1 protein-coding gene (only partly in view) is annotated in these 23,076 nt (G+C 70.1%); it reads right to left on the reverse strand.

The window, feature by feature from the left end; all coding sequences use genetic code 11:
* Positions 1-23,076, reverse strand: partial view of an Ig-like domain-containing protein gene (locus ACYJSS_RS26360; protein ID WP_236205927.1) — the 3' portion only. It continues 19,821 nt past the right edge of the window; 23,076 of the gene's 42,897 nt are visible here — the last part of the coding sequence; the start codon falls outside the window, past its right edge; its stop codon occupies positions 1-3.

Below are 23,076 nucleotides of genomic sequence, written 5' to 3' on the forward strand. Positions count from 1 at the left end.
TCAGCTAGGAACGATATCAATTGGCCATTTCGGCTGATTCTGGAAGCCCCGGAACTTCACCGAGATCGACTTCACGCCAATCGGCACCTCGCCCAGGCGCTTCACCCGCCCGGTCTTCAGGTCGACGAAGCCGAGGCTGCGGCGTAGCGTGCCGTCCACTTCATCTTCAACCAGCACCATGACGCCGCCCGCCTGGGGCATGTCGTCCATGGAGAGCACTTTGGGGGCGCTGCCGAAGCCGTCGCCGAAGCTCAGCTCGACCAGCTCCGCCAAACCGTTGTTCAGGCTCAGGCGGCTCAGCTTGCAGCCGTTGAGCAGCAGGGGTTCACCCTGCCAGTGGGCCAGGCCGGCGCCGCAACCGAGGTCCGCCGGAAGGTGGATGAGGTCCTGCAACTCCGGCTGGCCCCAGGGGGTGCGGCGCAGCTGGAGCAGCGCGAGCATTTCCTGGTCATCGATGTTCTCGGCCATGAGCAGGTGGGTCAGGTTGCCCTGGGCGTCGTCGAGCAGTTGTCCGCTGCGGCTCGCCCAGGCGCCCTCCTCGAGCCTCCCCAGGGACGGCAGCTCGTAGGCGTCGTAGCCGAACCCTTCCGAAGAGGCGGGGCTTGCCGCCCACAGTTCGCCGGCGTTGTTCACGTCCAGGCTGACATACCAGCCGTTCAGGTCGCCGGCCGTCGTCATCGGCCCGCTGAAGCCGGTCTGCTTCAGGACCCGGCTGGTCTCCACGCCATCGACGTCTTCCAGGCCGTAGACCTCGAACTCCGGGATCGAGGCCGGGTCGCTGGGGTCGCTATCCAGGTGCACTTCCAGGGCATCGGCGAAACCGTCGCCATCGCTGTCCGGGTTGCTGTCGCTGGAGCCGTGCTGGAGTTCGGCGGCGTTGCACAGCAGGTCCAGGTCATCGTCGCGGCAGGGCGTGAAGTTGACCATGCGTTCACGGTCAGCGGCGGGTACGCCACGGAGCGCATTCTCGCCCAGGCCCTGGAGCACACTGGCCATGTCCTGAGCACCTGCCTCGGCGTTCTCCACCGCCAGGAACGACATCACCACGCGGTGCTCGTTGGCGGGGATCTCGAAGCGATAGCCGATGCGCCAGCTGTAGTAGGCATCGCTGTAGAGCTCGTCGCTGTTGAGCGACGCACGCCCGGCCTGGTCGGCGAAGACATGGACCATGGAGATCGGGCCGAGGATGTCGCCCTCCTCTCCTCCGTAGCTCCGCTTGCGCATGCTGAGCCAGCTGTCCTCGGCAGTGAGCTGGTCGTCGCCGCTGGAGGTCTGCTGACGGTTGCCCGGCCCCCAGTAGAGCGGGCTCGAGCTGAGGACAGGGGTGATGGTCCTGGCCTGGCCGCTGACGTTGTAGTACCTGTCCAGCACCCGCAGGAATCCACGCCCCGTGGCCGGTGCGTAGTACTCGCGGCTGAGCAGCAGGCCGCCGTCCAGTGCCTTCAGCGGGGAGCGCCAGATCGGCTCGTCGCTCAGGCGGCTGTAGGCATGGGGCTGGGTCTGGATCGGAGCACCCGGCGCACGCATCGCCGCCGCTGCGGGCGGGCTGCCGAGACCACCGAACTCCAGGGCATACTCCACGCCGACGTTGCTGAAGTTATCGGTGCGCGTCAGGCGCACGCGGCCATTCTGTTCGAGGGTCGCGATCAGCCCGGCCTCCATTTCCATGGAGGGGGCTTCGTTGCTGCCCAGCAGCATACGGTCGTCGCCGCGGCTCTCGGGATCGGTGCCATCCGCGAACAGCTCGTCACCGTCGCCACGGCCACCGCCATCGCTGTCGTACTTGACCGGCGACAGGCCCAGGTCGATTTCCAGCTTGTCGGGCAGGCCGTCGCCATCGCCGTCCAGCTGGCGCGGGTGGGTGCCCAGGCGGAACTCCTCGACGTTGCTCAGGCCGTCGCCGTCCTCGTCGCCGTCCGGGCTGGTGCCGTCCATGCCGAATTCGATCTCGAAGGGGTCGTCCATGCCGTCGTCGTCGCTGTCGCGCTTGTCCGGCCGGGTGCCGTACTGGCGCACTTCCTGGTAGTCGGTGAGGCCGTCGCCGTCGGTGTCCGCCTTGCTCGGGTCAGCCTGGTTGTCCAGTTCTTCGCCGTCGTTCAGCCAGTCACCATCGGTGTCCCTGCGGGTCGGGTCGGTATGGTGCAGGCGTACCTCGTCGGCATCGGTAAGCCCGTCGCCATCGGTGTCGCCGCCGTAGGGATCGGTGCCGTGCTCCTGTTCTTCCAGGTTGCTCAGGCCGTCGTCGTCCCAGTCTTCGCCAGCCGCTTCCGGGTTGGCTTCCAGCGGGGCCGGGCCGTAGTTCAGCTCGAAGCGATCGTTCAGGCCGTCGCCATCGCTGTCCACCGCATCGGTCCGGGTGCCCAGCAGCGTCTCGCGGATGTCCGAGAGGCCATCGCCATCGCTGTCCAGGTGGCCCGGCAGGCGGTCGAGCTCCATCCGGTAGTTGCCTTCGGCCGTGGGCACGTAGGTGACGGTGTAGCCGTGCAGGTCGAAGTTGCAGTAGCCGCCCTGCTCGATGGCGTAGTCCGGGTAGACCAGGCGACCGTCGACGTCCGGCAGGTGCTGCGAGTCCACCGCGCCATACCAGTAGCCATGGGCGAAGCGCGTACGGACCCGCAGGCCGCAATGCCAGCCGTCGAACGGCACCTTGTAGTAGCGGTTCTCGATGCGGCCGTCACGGTGGATCACGGTCTGCACGTCCACCCGGTCGTCGCTGGTCACGCCTTCGCGGCCCCAATCGCTCCAGGTCAGTACCAGGCGATCCGGCAGCGTGGCCAGGTAGAAGGCCTGGGTGCCCTGGGCGTTCTCCACCAGGCGCTGCAGCGGGATGTTCTGGATGCCGTTGCCGCCACCGATCTCGACCTGCTGTTCGAGCACGTTGATCAGCAGCGACTTGTCGGCGAAGGCGAAGTCCGCCGGCAGTTGCAGGTTGACGTAGGGCTCGTCGTTACGCGCGCCGAGATCGCCGCTCAGCGGCTCGACGTAGTTGTCCTCGCCACCCAGCATCAGGTCACCGGCGTCGTGAGGCCCGTCGATGTTCAGTTGCACGGCCTGTTCGGCATGCACCGGGTAACCCAGCACCTCCTTGTCGACCTTGACCAGCCACTGGGCATTGTCACGGCGGTCGATGCCCTCGAAGAGGTAGCGGCCATCGGCGCCCGTGGTCACGGTGCTGGAATCGTCCAGCAGGCGCGCCATGAACGACGGCACTTCGCCGCCCTGGTCCTGGTGGCGCGCCAGGCTGACCTGGACATCCGCCAGCGGCACGCCCAGCTCGTTGACCACGCGACCGGCGATGCTGCTCGGCGGTACCGCCACCACCTCGATGTCCAGGGTCTGGCGACCGACGTTGCGGTTGCTGTCGGTCGCGCGGACCTCGAAGCGCACGGTGCCCTCGCCCGGCAGGGTCAGCTGCTGCTGGTGCTGGCCGGCGCCGTTGAACACGGCCTGCTGCTCGCCGTCCATGAGCAGCTCGACGTCACCGACGATGCCGGCGTCCTGCACGTCGAAGGTCAGGGTGATCGGGTCGCCCGGATAGAACGGGCCTTCGCTGTGGGCGATGCTCACGCTGGGCGCCTGGGTGTCGGCCACGCTCGGCTCGGGGTCGCGGCCATCGGGGATGCCGTCGCCATCGACGTCCGGGTTCTCCGGGTCGAGGCCCAGCGGCACTTCGTCGGCGTCCGGCATGCCGTCGCCATCGGAGTCCACCAGGCCACTGAGGTTGACCAGATCGCGCACCTCTTCACGGGTCAGGCCGACGTCCACGAAGCTTTCCGAGGCGAGCTCGCGCAGCACGCGTTCGGCTTCGCTGCGGTTGTAGTGCTGCACGGCGTAGTGCATCAGCACCTGGCGGCTATGGGGCTTGAGCGTCAGGTCGTAGGCCACGGAGTAGACGTCACCGCTGAGGCTCACCGAGCTCGGGCGTACCCGCGAATTGGCGCTGCCGAACATCAGGCCCACGGCCGGGTCGCCGCCGCCGTTGCTGCCGTCGTCGGTCAGCAGCCAGTTGTCGGCGGTGGTGAAGGCCTGGTCGCCGCTGGACGTGGCGATGGTGTAGGTGCCGCCATCGGAGCCCAGGTTGCCGCTGATCCGTACCGGAATGGTCATTTCCTGGTCGCTGGTGTTCTCGATCCGCTCGATGAAGCGCGCGTAGTTGCCGTTGTCCGGCACGTAGACGGTGCGGCTGACCTTGAAGATGCCGTTCACCAGTTGCGTGGGCGCCAGCGTCACTTCGCGGCCGGCCAGGCGCAGCAGCCCCTGGTTGACGCCGGAGAAGCCCTGCCCATTGACGGTCAAGGACTGGCCGCCGTCGTAGGCGTCGCTGGTGCCGTCGCTGATCCCGCCGTCGGACTGGATATCCCAGCGGTAGCCATTGCCGAAGAGGTTGTAGCCGAAGCCGGTGCTGCCCTCGTAGCTCAGCTGCGACTCGGCGATGGGGTCGCGCACCAGGCGGCCCTGGGCCTTGAGCACCAGCGGCTCGACGTGCACGTCTTCCGAGTCGACCGGCACCGGCGCGGTCACCAGGGCGGTCATCGGCTGCTTGCCGAACAGGGCGCTGGCCTCGACCTGCAGGACCGTATCGATGGTCAGCACCTGCAACTGGTAATGACCGGTCTCGTCGGTGGTGGCCTGGACACCCTTGACCTGTACCCGCGCGCCAGCGACGCCCTTGCCAAGGACATCCTGCACCAGGCCGGAGACCTGCAGCTCGGGCACGGTGGCGATCGCCACGGTCAGGTCCGCGGTGCGCACGTTGCCGTTGCTGTCGGTCGCGCGGACCTGCAGCAGGGTGCTGTCCTGGTTCGGCAGGATCACGGTGAAGGTCTGGCTGCCGCCGCTGGTGCGGGTCTCGCGCAGCAGGCCGTCCTGCAGCAGCTCGACCTTGGCCACCAGGCCGTTGTCGCTGATCAGCGCGGTCAGGTCCAGGGAGTCGCCGCCATAGCGACGCGCCGGTTCCAGGGGCTGGAAGGTGACGTTCGGCGCGGTGGCGTCGGGCACCAGCGGCTCGCTGTCCTTGCCATCGGGGATGCCGTCGTGGTCGCTGTCGGGGTTGGCCGGGTCGGTGCCCAGGCGCGCCTCGTCGGCGTCGCTCAGGCCGTCCTCGTCCTGGTCGTAGAAGGCGAAGAAGTTCACCACCTTGCCGGCCAGGGTCGGGTCGAGGTTGTCCAGGCCCAGGCCCTTGAGGCTGCGCAGGCGGGCGCCGGTCTGCATGGCGGCATCGGCCGAGCCTTCCAGGGTGGAGAAGTGCATGACCACGCGGCGTTCGCCCGCCGGGATGCGCACCTGGTACTCCGCCTGCCACTGGCGACCGTTGCGGCTGACCAGGCTGGTGCCCTGGCGACGGTTGGCGTTGCCGCCCAGCACCTGCAGCAGCACCGGGCGGGTCGGCGTGGCGGTGTCGCGCAGCGCCAGGTAGTCGTCGGCGATGGTCAGCTGGTCGTCGCCGCTGCTGGTGACGACGGCGGTCTGGGCGTCGTTGGCACCGTAGTAGGACTGCAGGCGCAGGGTGACCACCTGCTCGGTGCTGCCCGGGTTGTCGAGGATCTCCAGGTAGCGGGCGTAGGCACCGCCGACGCTGGGCACCAGTACGCGGCGGCTGACCACCAGGTTGCCCAGGCGGCGCCCTTCGTAGTGGTACTCGCGGCCGTTGGCGCTGCTGGTGGCATGGTTGTAGGAGTAGCCGTACTGGTTGCCGTTGACGAACAGCTGGTTGGCCCAGTAGTTCGGGTCCACCGCGCCGCCGGTGGTGGAGCGCAGATCGCCACTGTAATAGAAGTTCCAGTCGCGGTTGTTCTCGTCCTTGGCGGTGCGATAGCCATTGATGTTAGCGCGGTCGTCGGCGGCCACCTTGGGATCGGTGCCATCGACGAAGCGTTCGTTGATGTCGCGGCGGCCACCGTTGTCGCCGTCGGCCTTGAGCGGGTCGCTCGGCGGCGTGCCCAGCACTTCCCAGCCGTCCAGCAGCTCGTCGCCATCGGTGTCGACGTTGCGCGGCGAGGTGCCGGCCTGGAATTCGGCCAGGTTGCTCAGGCCGTCGCCGTCGGTGTCGTCCTGGGCGCCGACGTTGAGCAGGTTGTTGTCCACCTCGTACTTGTCGGGCAGGCCGTCGTCGTCGCTGTCCGCCTTGAGCGGATCGGTGCCGTGGTTGAAGAGCTCGGCATAGTCGCTCAGGCCGTCGCCATCGGTGTCGGCCAGGTCCGGACGGGTGCCACGGGCGATCTCGTCCGGATCGAGGATGCGGTCCAGGTCGGTGTCGCGGGTCAGCGGGCTGGAGTGATGCACCAGTACCTCGGCGCCGTCGGTGAGCCCGTCGCCGTCGGTATCGACCAGGCGCGGATGGCTGCCGGCTTCCTGCTCCTGCAGGTTGGTCAGGCCATCGCCGTCGCTGTCCTCGCTCGCCTCGCCATTGGCCTGCTTGGCATCGAAGCCGTAGCGCTGCTCGAAACCATCGCGCAGGCCATCCGCGTCGCTGTCGGCCTTGAGCGGGTCGAGGCCCAGCAGGTATTCGAGGGCATCGGCCAGGCCGTCACCGTCGCTGTCCACCTGGGTGGTCCAGTTGACGATGCCGCGCTGTTCTTCGAGCGTCAGGTTCTGTTCCTGCACATCGCGGCTGGCCAGTTGCTCCAGGGTGCTGCGCACGCGCTCGCGGCTGGCATCCTGCACCAGGTACTGCACCAGCACCTGGCGGCTGCGCGGCGCCAGGGTGACCTGGTAGTTGGCGCGGTACTCGTTGCCGTTGCGCCAGGTGGACACCGGGCGCAGGGGCGCATCCGGGCTGCCCAGCACCACGCCGGCGGCGTACAGGCCGCCTTCCGGCGCCGCGTCGTCGGTCAGCAGGTAGCTGTCTTCCGGGTCGAAGCCCGCGTCGCCGGACGAGGTCTGCACCACCGGGCGGGTCGCGTAGAAGTTGCCGTACACATAGAAGGGCACGGTCACCGGCTGGTCGCTGGGGTTCTCCAGCACGTTGATGAAGCGGGCGTAGTTCTGGTCCGTCGGCACATAGGCCTTGCGGCTGACCATGACATTGCCGAGCTGCTTGGCCGGGTAGATCAGCTCGCGCCCATCCAGGCGTGTGCGATAGGTGCTGCTGCTGTAGTTGGTGCCATTGACCACCAGGTACTGGGCACCGCTGAAGGTCCAGTTGGAGGCGTAGGTGCCGTTGTCGATGGCGCCGTAGGTGTTGAAGTCCCAACGGACGTTGTTGTTCACCTGGCGGTTATACGAGGTGCTTTCCTCGGCGGCGGCCACATGACGTTCTTCGATCGGCTCGAATGCCGTGCGGCCATGGGCGGCCAGTACCAGGTCGCCGATATCCGAACTGCCGCCACGGGCCAGCTCGAACACCTCGCTGGTGGCGGAGACCAGCTGGTTGCCGAAGCGCGCCTCGGCCTTGACCCGCGGCTCCAGCGCCAGGGTGGACGCGGAGAGGGTGAAGCGGCCCTGGCTGTCGCTGGTCACGGTGGCCGAGGACGGCATCGGGCCAGTGCCATTGCTGAAGGCCACTTCGTCAACGAACGACCACGGCCCATTGGCACGGAAGCTGATACGCACGTAGCGGCTGTTGATGCTCATGCCGGACAGGGTCAGTTGGGCATGAGCCTCGCGGGACTCCTGGTCGCGGTTGTTGGCATTGTTTGGCGCGGTGTTCAGCGTGCCGACAGCGACCCACTCGTTGCCGACCTTCTGCAGGACATCGAAGGATGGCAATACGACGTTGCCGAGAGTGTCCTGGGTCGAGCCGACTTTGACATCGGTGAGGTTGACCGTCCGACCGAAGTCGAAATCGATATTCATGGTGCGAGCGGTCCAGCCCAGCCACTCGTAGGCCTTGCCCATCCCCAGGTCAGCCACGAAACCGGCTGTCCCCAGCTGGCCATCGATCAGTTGGCGGCCTCGATCATCGCCGTAGCAATAGGTGCCACAGCCCGTCCCCTGGTCCAGGGTGTAGGAGACCGGCTTGATGCGCGCGGCTTCGTAGCCGTCGATCAGGGTCACCTGGGCGCCTTCCACGGCGCGGCCGTTGCCGTCCAGCACGCGGCCGGTGACCTGGGTGCCGGCGTCGTCCACCAGGCTCAGGCGGCGCACGCCGCTGCGGCTTTCGTTGCCGTTGGTGTCGCGGGCGCTGGCTTCGATATCCAGCTGCGCGCCCACGGCCGGCACGCGGATCACATGCTGGTAGGGCGCGCGGTCATAGGTGGCCACGGCCACGCCGTTGACATAGAAGGTCACGCTCGCGACACGGCCATCGTCGCTGGCATCGGCGCGCAGGCGCAGTTGCTGGCCGTGGGCCAGGCTGGCGCCGGCCGCAGGCGATACCAGGCTGACGCTCGGTGCCTGGGTGTCCTTCTCGGTGGGCGCGCTGTCCTCGCCGTCGAGCAGGCCGTCCTTGTCCATGTCCGCGTCCAGCGGGTTCAGGCCACGGGCCACTTCCACGCCATCGGACAGGCCGTCGCCGTCGGTGTCCGCCACCTTCGGATTGGTGAGGGTCTCCAGCAGCTCCTGCTTGTTGCTCAGGCCGTCGGCGTCGTAGTCCTGGCCGGCGTCCTGGGCGTTGCGCGGGTTGAGGATGTCGGCATAGGGGCCCTTCAGTTCGATGAAGTCGGAGAGGCCGTCACCATCGGTGTCCGCCAGCTCCGGACGGGTGCCGTAGCTGTTGATCTCGTCGTAGTCCGGGATGCCGTCGTCGTCGCTGTCGGCCTTGCGCGGGTTGGCCTTGTACTGGACTTCCTGGGCGTCGAGCACGCGGTCGTAGTCGCCGTCCTCGCTCAGCGGGTCGCTGTTGTGCTGGTTGACCTCGGCGCCATCGGTCAGCCCGTCCTCGTCGCTGTCGGCCTGACGCGGGTGGGTGCCCAGCTCCTGCTCGCGCAGGTTGCTCAGGCCGTCGCCGTCGCTGTCCAGGTCCTGCTCGCCGGCCACCAGCGGGTTGAAGCCGTACTTGACCTCGAAGCCGTCCAGCAGGCCGTCGCCATCGCGGTCGGCGATGAAGGCGCTGGTGCCGTTGGCATATTCGTAGACGTCCTTGAGGCCGTCGCTGTCGCTGTCCTTGAGGGTCAGCTCGTGCATCATCACCAGGATGCCCGGGTGGTAGACGGTGAACAGCGGGTCGTTGTCGGCCGGGCGGCCCGACTCGGTCGGGGTGAAGCCGAAGTACACCTGGCCGGCGCCATAGGCATAGCGGATGGCGGCCACGCGCTTGTCGGCGCGGGCATCTGTGAACATCAGCGGTACGGTACCGGGCGCCAGCTTGTCCATCGGCATGTAGGCATGGCCGGCATAGTTGCCGTTGCGGTAGGGCCACCAGGAACCGACGCGGCTTTCGCCGGCATCGGACCAGCGCAGTACCGGCGTCAGGCGGACCCAATTGCCCGTCCACACCGACTCCGCGGGCTGGCCGGGCACATCCGCCAGCACGGCATTGGAGCTGGTGTTGTAGTTCTCGCTGAACAGCAGCGTGCCGCCGTTCTGGACGAAGGCGAAGACCTTGGCGCGGTTGCTGGAGTAGTTGCCGTTGCCGTAGTAGTCCCGCGAGCTGTCCACCATCAGCATGTCGACTTGCGACAGGTCGAAGCTGGCCAGGTTGCTCACCTGCACCGGCTCGTAGCCGGCACGCTCGATGATCAGCCGCTGCGAGGGCTGGCCGGCGTTGAAGCGCGCGTTGAAGTAGCCCACCCGCACCTTCGGCTGCTGCAAGGTGATGGTGCCGACGTCCGTGGTGCCGCCCCAGACCGGGTCGGTGGGTGCGGAGACGGCGGTCACCGCCTGGTTGCCCAGCAGGCCGCTGGCGATGACCGAGACCACGCCCGGTGCCACCGGCACGCGGGTGATGACGAAGCTGCCGTCGCCGCCGCTGACCGCGGTCTGGCCGCCGACGTCGAGCTGGGCGCCCACCACCGGCTGGCCGTTGCTGTCGAGCACGCGGCCGATCACGGTGGTCAGCGGGTCCTGCACCAGGGCGAAGCTGTGTTCGCCACTGCTGCCGACGTTGTTGTTGGTGTCGGTGGCGATGATTTCCAGGCGCAGGCTGTCGGCGTCGCTCGGCAGGTTCAGGCTGTAGGTGAAGGGCGCGGCGTTGACCAGCGCGATCTGGGCACCGTTGAGGCGGAACGCCACCTTGGTGACCCGGCCGTTGTCCTGCAGGGTCGGCACCAGGGTCATGCGCAGGCCCTTGATCAGGGTCTGGCCGACCTTCGGATTGTCCAGGCCCACGCGGGGCGCCTGGGTGTCCTTGACCAGCGGCTCGGCGTCTTCGTCGTCGCGCAGGCCGTCGCCGTCGGTGTCGGCCTTCAGCGGGTCGGTGCCCTTCTGGTCCACTTCGACGCCGTCCAGCAGGGTGTCACCGTCGCTGTCCGGGTTGTTGATCAGGGTGCCCAGCTGCGCCTCACGGGCGTTGCTCAGGCCGTCGTTGTCCTTGTCGGCCTGGCCGTCGGCCGGGTCGCTGGGGTTCAGGCCCATCTGCAGTTCGAGCGGGTCGGGGATGCCGTCGCCGTCGGTGTCCTTCTTCAGCGGCGAGGACGCCGGGATGTTGCTGACCTCGGCACCGTCGGACAGGCCGTCCTCGTCGGTGTCGGCCTTCAGCGGGTCGGTGTGGTGGGTGCGCACTTCGGCGCCGTCGGAGAGGCCGTCGCCGTCACTGTCGGCCACGCGCAGCCTGGTGCCCAGGGCGGCTTCTTCCAGGTTGCTCAGGCCGTCGCCGTCGAGGTCCTCGGCGCCATCCTCGATGCCGTTGCCGTCGGAGTCGCGCAGTGCGGGGTCGAGGCCCTGGGTTTCCATTTCCAGCTTGTTGCTGAGGCCGTCGCCGTCGAAGTCACCGACCGGGTCGAAGACCTGCAGTTTCAGGGCGTTGCCCAGCACCACCGGCTTGACCGGCGTGCCCGGCAGGGTGCCGCTCAGGGTCAGCGGCAGCAGGGCGCCGTCGGCGATCGGATCATTGGCCGCACCGAAGAGGGCCGGAACGGTGAGGGTGCGGGTCGGACTGTAGTACCAATTGAAGCCCTGGCTGGTGCCAGCCAGCTCGGCGCGGCCGTTGGCGACGTTGTACCAGCTGATGTTGTCGGCCAGGGTCAGCGGGATCTGCACGCTCTGGCCGGCCAGGACCTTGAGCGGGCCGGCGACGCTGAACAGTGCATGGGGCGCGCACAGCTCGGCGCCCTGCTCGCGGACCTGGTCGTCGCGGGCGACGCCACGCAGGCCGGAGCCGGTGGTGTCGTAGCGGTAGCAGCGGCCCAGCGCGAGCGCGGGCTGCGCGTCGAAGCTCAGGGTGCGGCCGTCGCTGCTGAGGGTGGCGCTGCCGCCACGGGCCGCGTTGCCTTCGAAGAACTTCAGGGCATCGCCGCTGGCCAGGCGCACCGGCTCGTCGAAGTCGAAGTAAGCGCGCAGCGCGGTGCCCTGGCGGGCCTCGATCAGGGCGCGCACGACTTCCGGCGGCTGCACGGTGAAGCTGATGCGGAAGCGGCTGGAAAGGTCCAGGTTCGGCAGGGCCTGCACCGGGCCGGCCAGGCTGACGGTGACTTCCTCGAAGGTCTCGTCGCTGATGGCCATCCAGCCCAGCCCGGCGTTCAGCTGCACGGTGGCACCACCGGCCTTGCCGTCCACCAAGGCGGCGCCGCTGGCCTGGACGTTGACCGCGAGGTTGGCGGGCTTGCCGTCGACCTGGGTGATGGGGTTGCCGAAGCGGTCCTGCAGCATCAGTTGCAGGCGCACGTCCTGCTTGATGCCACGGGTGAGCACCGCGCCGTCGTCCTGCACCCGGCCCTGGTCGTTGAGCAGGCGCAGGTGGCTGGCCACGGCCGGCAGCACGGTGAGCTCGAGGTTGCTGTAGCAGCAGTTGACGTTGCCACGGGCGTCGTAGGTGTAGCGGATGCTGTTGCCGTTGCTCGACAGCGGCAGGCTGAACTGGCCGGCCTTCTGGCCGACCTGCAGGTTCAGCCGTGCGCGGCCGTCCTTCACGGTCACCTGCACCCGCTCCACGGTCTGGCCGTTGAGGGTGGTGCTGCCGATCTGGATGCCGGCGCCGGGCTGGGCGTGGTAGTCGGCGGCCGGCAGGGTCACCACCAGCAGGCTGCTCTGGTCGTCGGTGACCGGGTTGAGCACCAGGTCCTGGGACTGGATGTCCAGGGTCAGGGTCTCGCCCGCCGCCACCGGCGGCAGGTAGCTGAGCAGCAGGTTGCGGGTCGGGCCGGCGAGCAGGCCGATGGCCGTCTCGGCGCGGGCCACCTGGGTGAACTGCGGCAGGTCCGCCCACAGCTGGTAGTCGCCCAGGCTGCGGTCGGCGTTGAAGGTCAGGCTGGCGTAGCCGCCGCTATCGCTGGCGCTGGTGCCGAGGTTTTCCACATAGCCGTCGGCCAGGCGACGCAGGCGCCACTGCACCGGCTGCTCCGGCACCGGGCGCGCGGCGGCGTCGAGCACCTGCACGCGGTAGACCGGGCGCTCCTGCACCCGCGCCTGGGCGGGGTTGTCGCTGCCCTGTACGGCCTTGAAGCGCAGCTGGTTCGGCGACTGGGTCAGGGCCACGGCGTATTCGCGGCTGAGGGTCTGCTGGCCGATGCGGTCGGTGAGTTCCACCTGCACGCGGAAGGCGTCGCCCGGCAGCGCGGCCTCGGGCATGCGCAGGTCACGGCTGTGGCCGTTCCAGTAGGCGCCATTGCCGCAACGGAAGTTGCCGCTGTCCTCGCGCAGGCAACTGAACAGTTCCTTGCGCTCGCTGCCCACCAGTTGCAGCACGCGCAGGCCCAGGCCGCCGGTGTCGTCCAGGGCGTTGAGGTTGTTCAGTTGCAGGGTGACCAGGCCACCGTAGACGCCACGGGCCGGCAGGCTCACCTGCAGGGCGGCGGCGTCCGGCGCGCGGTCGCGGACCACGCGCAGGTTCTGGGCCGGGGATTCGCTCACCTGGCCGCGGCTGTCGGTCAGGCGCACCTTGAACGGCTGGTTGACGCTGCTGGCGACACGCTCGGTGCGGCGGTCCTGGACGCTGAAGCTGCGGTTCAGGGTGGTGCCGCTGACATCGTAGTGGTCGGTGAAGCCGTTCCACAGCAGGTCGACGCCCTTCAGGCCGACGTCGTCGCGGGCGGCCAGCTGGACGTCGAAGCGGCCACGTTCGATCACCTCGGCCGGCAGGCTCAGGGTGGTGACCTCGGGGAAGGCGTCGTCGATGACGGTGACGCGCAGCTCGGCGCTGGTCACGTTGCCGGCGCGGTCACGCACCTCGACGTTGTAGACCTGCTCACCAAGGCTGGTGGCGGCGTCCTGGTAGCTCAGCTGGTTCTGGCCGAAGGCCACCGCCACCACCTGGCCGTTGCGTAGCAGCGTGGCCTTGTCGAGGGCGCCCTCCTCGTCCGCCATCTGGGCGGTGACGGTGAAGGGGTAGCCGCGCACGGCACGGTTGTTGTCCTTGAACACCGCGCTGCCCTGGTAACCGAGGCTCACGGTGGGCGCCTTGGTGTCCTGGTGACGGTAGAAGCGCTTGGCCGCCGACTCGGCGCTGTTGCCGAACACGTCCACCGCGCGGGCCTTGAGGTACTGGCCGCTGAAGCTGCCGTCCAGGGCCAGGCTGGCCTGGTAGGGCTGGGCGCTGCGCAGGGCGACGCGCTGCCAGGGTCCGTTGCTGCCGGCGGCGACCAGGAATTCCACCTGGGCCAGGGGCTGCTGGCTACCACTGACCTGGGCGCTGACGGTCAGCGGCAGGGGCAGCCAGGAATGTTCGTCGGCCACCAGGGCGATGCTGAAGGGGTTGGCCACGCCGTCGCCCGGCTCCATGAACAGGTCGCGGGCGCTGCCCTGGCGGATCACCCCGAAGGCGTCCTCGACGCGCAGGCCCAGTGCCACGGACTGGCCACCCGGCAGGCTGGCGGGCAGGCGCAGCTGGGTCGCGCCAAGGCCCTGGCCGAGGGTGCCGGCCGGTTGGCCGTTGATGCTGAATTCGACGCCGCGCAGGCCGTCTTCGGCCAGGCCGAGGGCCAGCGCCTGCGCCGCTTGCAGGTGGCTGCCGGCCAGGGGCTCGAGCAGCGAGGTGGTGCTGGCGCCCAGGCCATAGGGCAGCTCGTAGACCAGCACGCCCTGGCTGCCGAGGCCGACGGCCAGGCGGTTGTTCTCCACCGCCAGGGTGCTGATGCGCTGGGCGAGCAGCAGCTCGCCGTTGGCCATGGCCTGGCCGCTGGACGGGTCCAGGGCCAGCAGGCGCACGCCCTGGGCCTGGGGTTGTTCGACCCACAGCAGGTTGCCACCCAGGTACAGCTGGCTGGCGCTGGCGCCGGCCAGCAGTTCGCTGCGCTGGCCGCTGCGCAGGTCGTAGCGCCAGGCGCGCTCGGCGGAGATGTAGAACAGCGCATCGCCATCGAAGGCCAGTTGACGGACCTCGCCACCCAGCTGGGCGCTCAGTTCGCTGACCGGCTGGCGGGCGTCGTTGCGCAGGTCCACCAGGAATACGCGGCCGCTCTCGCTGAGGGCGACGACACGGCTGCCGTGGGCCGACAGCTGGCGCAGGCTTTCCTGGGCGGTGACCAGCAGGCTGCGGCGGCTGGCCGGGTTGGTCAGGTTGTCCAGGGGGGCGATCTGCAGGCTGCCACCGCTGGCCACCAGCAGTTGGCCACGGGCGATGGCCAGGTCGTTCACCGGGGTCTGGGCGAAGACGGTCTGCGCCGCCAGGGTGGAACGCGACAGCGCCACCACCTGCTGTTGTTGATCCTGGGCGAGGAACCACAGGTCACCGGCGCTGGCCACCTGGCTGGCGGCCTGGGTGAAGGCCTGGCTCGGGTAGAGGGTGGACTGCCAGGTGCCGGCGTCGTCCTGGCGCAGCAACTGGGCGCCGAAGTTGTCGGCGGCGACCAGCACCTGGCCGTCACGCAGGCCCAGGTCTTCCACGCTGCCACGGGTCGGGGTGGCCAGGCTGCGGCTGTCGTGCAACAGGTGGAAGCCCGCGCTGCCGGCCTGCGGACGCAGCACCAGGCCTTCGCTGCCGCCCAGCCAGAGGCGGCCGCCGGTCCACTGGGCCGCGGCCACGGGCGCGTTGCCCAGGCTCCAGTCGGCGACGCGCTGGCGGGTGGCCAGGTCGATCAGTTGCAGGCGGCCGTCGGCCAGCGCCAGCAGTTGGCCCGGCAGGGCGAACAGGCGCTTGGCGGCGGTGCCCAGCTGTACGGCGGTGCCCTTCAGGGCGGCATCCAGGCGCCACAGGCGGCCGGCGGCGTCCGACACCTGCAGCTGGTCGCCGCTGCGAGCCATGGCCAGCAGGTTCTCGCCGCTGAAGCTGGCGATGACCTGGCCGCTGCTGGACAGGCGCAGGACCTGGCCGGCGGTGAGCACCAGGAAGCCGTCGTCGCGGGCCAGCAACTGGCGGACCTCGGCGCCCAGGGTCTGGGTGCCGCTGGCCTTGAGCTGGCTGCCCAGGGCGTCGAACCAATAGAGGTCGCGACCGCTGGCGCCGAGGACGCGCTCGCCCTGCACCGCCAGGTGGTTGAGGGGCGCGGCCACGGCCAGGCTGCCGGCGCTGCGCAGGCCGTCCTGCGGGTCCAGCAGGGTCAGGCCGAAGCCCTTGATGCTCAGCAGCAGGTAGCGCTGCAGGTTGTCCATGGCGGCGATCGGGCCGTCCAGGCGCTGGCGCAGGCCCTGGGCGTCGTGCAGTTCGGCGCCGCGTGCCAGCCAGTAGCCACCGACTTGCGGCAGCATCAGGTCGAAGGGCAGCCGCGCGCTTTCGCTCTGCAGGTTCCAGGCGTCCACCACCGGCGCGCTCCAGCGCTGCTCCTGGCGGTTGCCCAGCTCGTCGTCGATCAGGGCACGCACGCGCAGTTCGCGGATGCCCGCCGGCAGGCGCAGGCCGAGCGTGCCGGCACCGCTGGCCAGCAGGCGGTCGTCCTGGTCCAGGGCTTCCAGGCTCATGCGGAAGCGCGCGGCGTCCACGCCGTTGAGGCTCAGGTCCACGCGGCTGCCGGCATACAGCAGGCTCGGCAGGCCGGCGAGTTGCGGCTGGGGCAGTTGCTGGGCCGGCGCGACGCGCAGGTTCAGTTGCTGCTCGCTGTAGTGGAAGTCGCCCGGGAAGTAGGCGCGGGCGCGCAGCACATAGCTTTCCTGCACGGCCACCTGGGGCAGGCGCAGGCTGAAGCGGCCCTGCTGGCCGGCGTCGAGGATGCGCTGCACGGACTGGCCGTTGAAGCTCAGCAGTTCGATCTCCACCCAGGCCGGGACATCGCCCACCTGGTAGGCCAGGGACAGGCTGGAGCCTTCGGCGAACACCTGGTTGTTGCCGGCGCCGCTCAGGGTGACGGCGCTGGTGGACGGGTTGGCCTTGGTGAACAGGCCGATCTCGCGGGCGCCGGCCGCGTCCTGCCAGGCGTAGCGGGCTTCGCCGCTGGCGGGCAGGCCGATCCAGCTGAAGCGCTGGCGCAGGCCGTTGACGGCGGGTTGCGCCTGGCCTTCACGGGCCAGGCTGGCGCCCGCGCCGTCGCTGCCGGCAGCGAACGCGGCGGCCAGGGGCAGGCGGGCGCCGGCGGCGAGGACCGCACCCTGGTCGGGCACGAGGTCGGCGGCGGCCACGGTGGCGGCGGGTACGGCCAGGTCCAGGCTCTGCTCACCGGCGTGGTCCTGCAGCACCAGGCGCAGGCTGGCCGGCGGGTTGGCCAGCAGCCAGGCGCGGCCTTGGGGGAAGGCCTCGCCGAGGTAGGTGTCCAGTTCGCCCTGGTACCAGAAGGCCTGGGCGGCCAGGGGCTTGTCGGCGCCATCGCGCAGGCTCAGGTCGGCCTGGCCGAGGGCGGCTTCGGCCGCGGCAGGCAGGCCGCCCACCAGCACGCCGAAGGGCAGGCGCACGGCCTTGGCGGCCAGTGCGGCAGCCGGTGCGGCGGCCACGTTCAGGGGCTCGACCACCAGGTGCTGCACGCCGTCGCGCAGTTGCAGGGACACCAGGCGGCCAGCGGTGAAGGCCAGGTCCTGGCGTTCGCCCGCCAGGGCACCCAGGCGCTCGCCGTCACGCCAGGCCTGCCAGCTGTCGCCGTGCAGGTCGTTGCTGACCCGCAGCCAGGCCAGCTCGCCGTCGAAGCGGGCACGTTGCACCTGGCCGTCCACGGCCAGCACGGTGGCATCGCCCAGGCGCCAGCCGTCGGCATCCAGCACCGGCGTGTAGCGGGCGGCCTCGGTGGCGGTCCAGGCCAGCAGGCGCTCGCCGTCGAGGGCGAAGCCCAGGCGGCCCGGCAGGGCCAGGCTGGCGCGACGCACCAGTTGCGGCAGGCGGCTGTCGTCCAGCTGCAGCCATTCCAGACCCTTGTCGGTCAGCACCAGCAGGCGCTGGCCATCCAGCTGCACCTGGCGGATTTCGTCGGCGAGGCTCAGGCCCACCAGTTCGGCCATGGCGCCGCCGTCGACGGCGTAGCCGCCCAGCTGCTGGCCATGGCGGACGAACAGCAGGTCGCCACTGCCACCCAGCAGGGTGCCGGCGATGGGTTGTTCCACGGCGGCCAGCCAGGCGCCGTCCTGCCAGCGCCAGAAGCGCAGGTAGTCCTGGCCGTCGCGGCGGACCTGGGCCACCAGGCCGGTGCCGGTGAAGGCCAGCTGGCGGATGCGGCCGCTGTCACGGCTTTCCACCTGGCCGTCGAGGGTGCGGATGCGGTAGCCGTCGCGCTGGGCGTTTTCGGCCCAGGCGGCGCCCTGGGCCAGGCCCGGCAGGCGGGTCAGGTGGCTGGCCTGGTAGCCGGTCTCGATGGCTTCGCGACGGCTTTCGGCCTGCAGGTAGGCCAGCTTGGCCAGGCTGCGGTCCAGTTGTTTCTCGTGGCCGGAGCGGTCACGCAGGGTGGCGGCCAGGCGCAGGCCGGCACCGTCGAAGCGGCTGTTCCAGACCTGGCGCTGGTCGCCGAAGGCCAGGCGCGCGGCGGCGCTGCCGGCATCGGCCGGGTCGAACAGGTCAAGGCTCGAATCACGGCTGAAGTCGGTCATGCCCGCCGGTGGCGGCGCGTCGATCCACAGCTGGGTGCCCGCCAGCAGGGTGCTGGCCGGTTGCAGCAGCAGGGCCACGTCCTGGTCGATGCCGTTGTCGGCATGCAGGTTGAGGATGCGCTGGCTGCGCAGGGTCTGGCCCTGCCAGGTGGCTTCGAGGCGCAGCACCAGCACGCCGTCGGCGGCGACCTGGGGCATGGGCACGGCCAGTTCCACCACCTCGCCGCCGTCGGCGGCGCGGGTCAGGGTACGGGCTGCCGGGTTGCCGGCATGTTGCGGGTTGCCGGCGATATCCAGGTTCAGGGTGGCCTGTTCCAGCTTGCGCATGCGCACCCGCACCGGGATGGTTTCGCCGGCCTGGACGTCGAGGCCGTCGGCCGGAACCAGGAAGCTCAGCTCCGGCGCGCCGGCACGGCTGTCGTAGGGCTGCAGGGTGACGCTGGCCGGGGCGCTGGCCAGGCCGTTGAGGTCGATGGCGCGGGCCACCACGTGGATCGGCTGGGTGGCGTCGGCGGCGACCGGCAGGCGCAGGCGGCCCGGGTCGGCGAGGCGCTGGCAGGCCTGGGCGTCGGCGAAGGGATCGGCGCTGCGGCTGTCGACGCAGGCTTCGACGCGGTCGATGCCGTAGCGGTCGTAGCTGCGCAGGATGACCTCGGTCACCTCGCCACGGGGCACAAATTCGCCGTCCAGCGGGGCGATGATCGACAGCTGCGGCGGGGTGCGGTCCGGCTGCAGGTCGTAGCCCACCTGGAAGTAGCGATAGCTTTCCTGGCCGGCCAGGCCGAAGCCCACGCGCAGCTCGGCGGTGATCGGGGTGGCCGTGGTCGGCGCGCCCGGCAAATCGCGCAGGCGCGGGTGCGGCAGGCTCAGGCTGGCCAGGCCGCTGGCGCGGTCGAAGCTGGCGGCCTGGTAGCGGCCGTCCAGCAGGCGCACCTCGGTGCTGCGCACCAGGTCCAGGTCGCCGCTGATGGCGAAGCGCAGCTCGGCCGGGGTGCTCTCCTCCACCGGGGTCGGCAGGGTGCTGAACGAGGCCAGGCCCAGGTCCGGGGCGCTGATCTCGGCGTCGAAGCGGCGGTCGACGCTGTTGCGGCCGTCGCTGGCGCGCAGCAGCAGGCTGAAGCCCTGGTACTCGCCGTTGAGGTCGAGGCTGAACTCGCCCTTCTGCACCGGCACCCAGTCGGTCTTCCAGGTCTGGCCGCCATCGGCGGACAGGCGATAGGCGAAGGCGAGCTTGTCGGCGGCCAGCAGGTTGTCCTGGGCGCTGACCTTGAAGCCGTAGCGGTTGCCGGTCTTCAGGCGCACCGCCGGGCTCAGCGGGCGGCCATCCTGCAACGCGATCTGCAGGGAGTCGTAGCGCGGTGCCAGGCGGTCTTCGGCCTGGAACACGCCGTTGTAGGCGCCGGCCTTGATCAGCGCGTTGTCGCGGGCCGGGTTGCCGGCGGCGTCGCGGATGCCGCTCAGGGCGATCTGGTAGAGGGCGTTGGCCTCCAGCTGGGCATCGGCGCGCAGGCGCAGCTCCAGGCGCTTGCCCTGGGCGATGAGGGGCTGGAAGCGGGCGCTGACGTCTTCGCTCGGCTGGGCGTGGGTCTCGTAGTCCTTGAACACCTTGATGACGCTGACGCCCTGGGCCTGCAGCGGCTCGTCGGCCTCCAGCACCAGCGACTGCGACGCGCCCAGGGCGCTGATCAGGCGCACGCTCGGGGCGGTGTCGTCGACGGCGGTGAGCCATTGGGCCGGGACGCTGTCGACGCGCTCGCCGCTGGATTCGCGCACCACCGAGACCTGGTACTGCCAGCCCGGCTGGCTGGGCGGGGTGACGAAGTTCAGGCCATCGTCGGCCAGGGTGAAGGCCACGCGGTTGCTGGCGGTGGGCTGGATGCCCTGGCCGGCCGGGTACCAGTGCAGGCTGAGGCCCTCGGACAGGCCCTGGGCGGCGATGTGCACCTGGGTGCCGCCGGCGTCGCTGACCACCGCACCGGCGGCATGGGCGGACTGCACCGCGTCGATGGCCAGCGGGGTGACCACGGCCAGGGCGGTGGGCAGGGTGGCGCGTTCGTCGCCGTAGCGGGCCTGCAGGCTGTAGAGGCCGGCCTGTTCCATCTGCAGGCGGAAGCTCAGCTGGTCGCCGGTCGCGTTGGCCTGCAGCTGGCTGCGGCCGAGCACGCGGTCGCCCACCTGGAGTTCGTCGATCAGTTGCAGCTGGCGGCCGCGCAGCACGTAGTCGCGCGGTACGCCGCTGATGCTGCGGTTGGGTTGCAGGCTGTCCAGGCGCACCTGGGCGGCGCCGAAGAAGTCCACGGCATCCACCAGCCACGGCAGGTCGATGTTCACCTCGGCGCCCTGCAGCCAGTCCAGCGGCGCCTGGCTCAGTTGCAGGCGATAGAGGCCGGCCGGCTGGAAGCTCGGCTGTTGCACCAGGGCGCGCAGTTCGCGGCCCAGTACCTGGGAGTCGCTGGCGATGCTGTCGCCGCTGGCCGAGGACAGCGCCAGGCGCGCCTCGCGCCAGGCGTACTCGGCACCGGACAGGCGCAGGCCCAGCGGCTCGTCGGCGGCTGCCAGGCTTTCCGGGGCCAGGCCCCAGGCGTTGTTCAGCGGCACGACGGCGTTGAAGTAGTTGCCACCGTTGCTCCACTCCAGCAGGTCGCCGTGCAGCTCCAGTTGCCCCAGCGAACCCACCTCGGCGCTGCCGACGGTGATCGCGGCCACTTCACGGGCGACCAGGCGACGCTGGGCGTCCAGGTCGAGGTCGAGCACCTGCAGGCGGCCATTGTCCAGCCAGGCCAGCAGTTCGCCCTGGCTGGTGAGCTTGCCGATGCGGGCGGGGAGTTCCAGCTCGCCGAGCACCGGCTCGCCACGGCCGCGCAGCAGGGCGGCGCGTTGCAGCACCTGCAGCCCGGAGGTGCCTTGCAGGTAGAGGCGCGAGCCGTCGAGCCACAGGGACCTGGCGCCGGCCAGGCCATGCACCTGGGTGGCCAGCAGCTGGGCCGGGTCGCGGACGTTGCGCACTTCCAGGCGGTCGCCGTAGAGCAGGTAGAGGGCGCGACCGTCCAGCGCCAGGTCGACCAGCGTGCCGGCGGCGAGGGTCAGCTCCTTCAGCTCGGGGCCCTGGACCTGGCCGTGGAACACGCGGTTGCCGGACTTGGCCAGCACCAGGTCACCGGCGATGCGCACCTTGTCGTAGGCGACCTGGCGGCTGTTGGCCAGGGCCGGCAGCGCCTGGGGCGAATAGAGGTTGGCCAGGTCATAGACCTGCAGGCGGGTCTTGTCGCCCAGCACCGCGGCGTAGCGATCGCCCAGGGCCAGGTCGACCACCTCGGCGGCGGCCTGCCACTTGGCCAGCAGTTGCGGCGTGCTGCCGTCGCGCAGGCTGTAGAGCTGCACGTCGCGGTTGTTGCCGGTGAGCAGCAGGTCGCCCTGGCGGCGGAACTGCTGGACGCTTTGCAGCTGGCGGCGGGCCGGCAGTTCGATGCGCAGGCTGGCGTCGCTGGAAAGATCGCCCGCGAAGCCCTGGTTGCTCACGTCCACCAGCAGCTGGCCGAGGCTGTTCTCCGGCACGGCGAAGCTGATGAGATCGGCGCGTTCCAGGCGGGTCTCGGCGATCTGCCGGCCGTTGACCCGGACCACGGTGGATTCGCCGAAGCCACGGCCCTGCAGGCCGATGATCTCGCCGGCGTTGTAGGTGAAGCGCTTGGCCTGGGCATTGAGGGTGCCGGCCAGGCGGTCGTAGAGGCCGGACTGGTCGATGCGCGGGTCGGCCACATAGGTCAGCGCGGCGCCACGGAAGGCTTCCTGGCCGCCCTGCTTCAGGCGCAGGCCCACCGGCAGGTTGCGGTCCGGCGAGGCCACCAGGCCCGGCACGCGGAAGCGCAGCTGGTTGTCGTCACGGTAGAGCACATCGCCCGCCGGCACGCGCTGGCCGCCCACCTCGATCGCCAGGACCTCGGCGAAGTTGCGGCCACGCAGGGTGATTTCGGCACCGCCACGCCAGCTGGCCTGGCGCGGCGAGACGCTGTCGAGCGCCGGCTGTGGCTGGTCGTCGGCGACGAAGCCGAAGCGGTAGTCGTGGCCCAGGGTGCGGCCCTGCTGGTCGCGCAGGGCGGCGCCCAGTTGCACCTGGTACTGCTTGCCGGCCTGCAGCGAGGCCGGGCGCAGCACCAGGCGGCCGACACCGACCTGGGCCACCTGGGCCGGGACCGGGGCGCCGTCGAGCAGCAGTTGCACCAGCTGGGCGCCCTGGTCGCGTAGCTGGGCGTTGTCCAGCAGGCGGTTGAACTGCACCTCGATGGCGCCGTCGCGCGGCAGGCGGCCGGACGGCAGCGGCTGCTGGGACAGGATGGCGAGGTTCTGGTAGGCCAGGGTGTTGAGGCTGCCGCCCAGGTAGTTGGCGGAATCCAGGCTCGGCAGCGGGTTCTCCGCAGGGGCGCCGTCCAGGTAGACGAAGGCGCTGCCGGCGTACAGGGCCTGGCTGCCCAGGGACAGGCTGTTGACGTTGCCGAGCACGCTGAAGTAGTCGCGCAGGCCAATGCTGGCGCGGGCGTCGCCGTTGAGCCACGGGGAGATGTCGAACAGCTGCACGTCGCCCTGGCCGCCGGCCACGTAGAGGGTCTGGCCGGCGAGCTGCAGCTGGCCGGCGAACAGGTCGCCACGGCTGACCAGGTAGGTGAGCTTGAGGTCGGCCACCGGGGTGGCGTCGTCGCTGCGGTCCAGGTTGAACAGCTGCACGGTGGCGTTCTTGCCGCTGGAGACCAGCAGGCGCTCGGGCGCCACCAGCAGGTCTTCGGGGACGAAGGGGTTGCCGGCCTGGTCGCGGGTGGCGACGCGGCGCACCACGCGGAATTCGCCGCTGGCCAGTTCCACTTCCACCAGCTGGCGCTGCTGCGGCAGGGTGGCCCAGAGGCTGGAGCCGGCCAGGCGCAGGCGACCGGGTACGCCACCCAGTTGCTGCACGCTGATCAGGCCGAGGTCGGTGAGCTTGAGGTCCTGGCCGATGCGGTACTGGCGCACGCCGTCCTTGTAGCCGACGTAGAGCAGGTCGTCGCGGCTGGCCAGGGCGTTGATCTCGCCGGCCATGTCCAGTTCGGCGAGCTTCTCCGGCGCGGCCGGCAGGGTCAGGTCGAACTGCAGCAGCTTGCGGCCGCCGGCGACGAACAGCTGGCGGTCGTTGAT

The sequence above is a fragment of the Pseudomonas sp. No.21 genome (assembly GCF_054558415.1).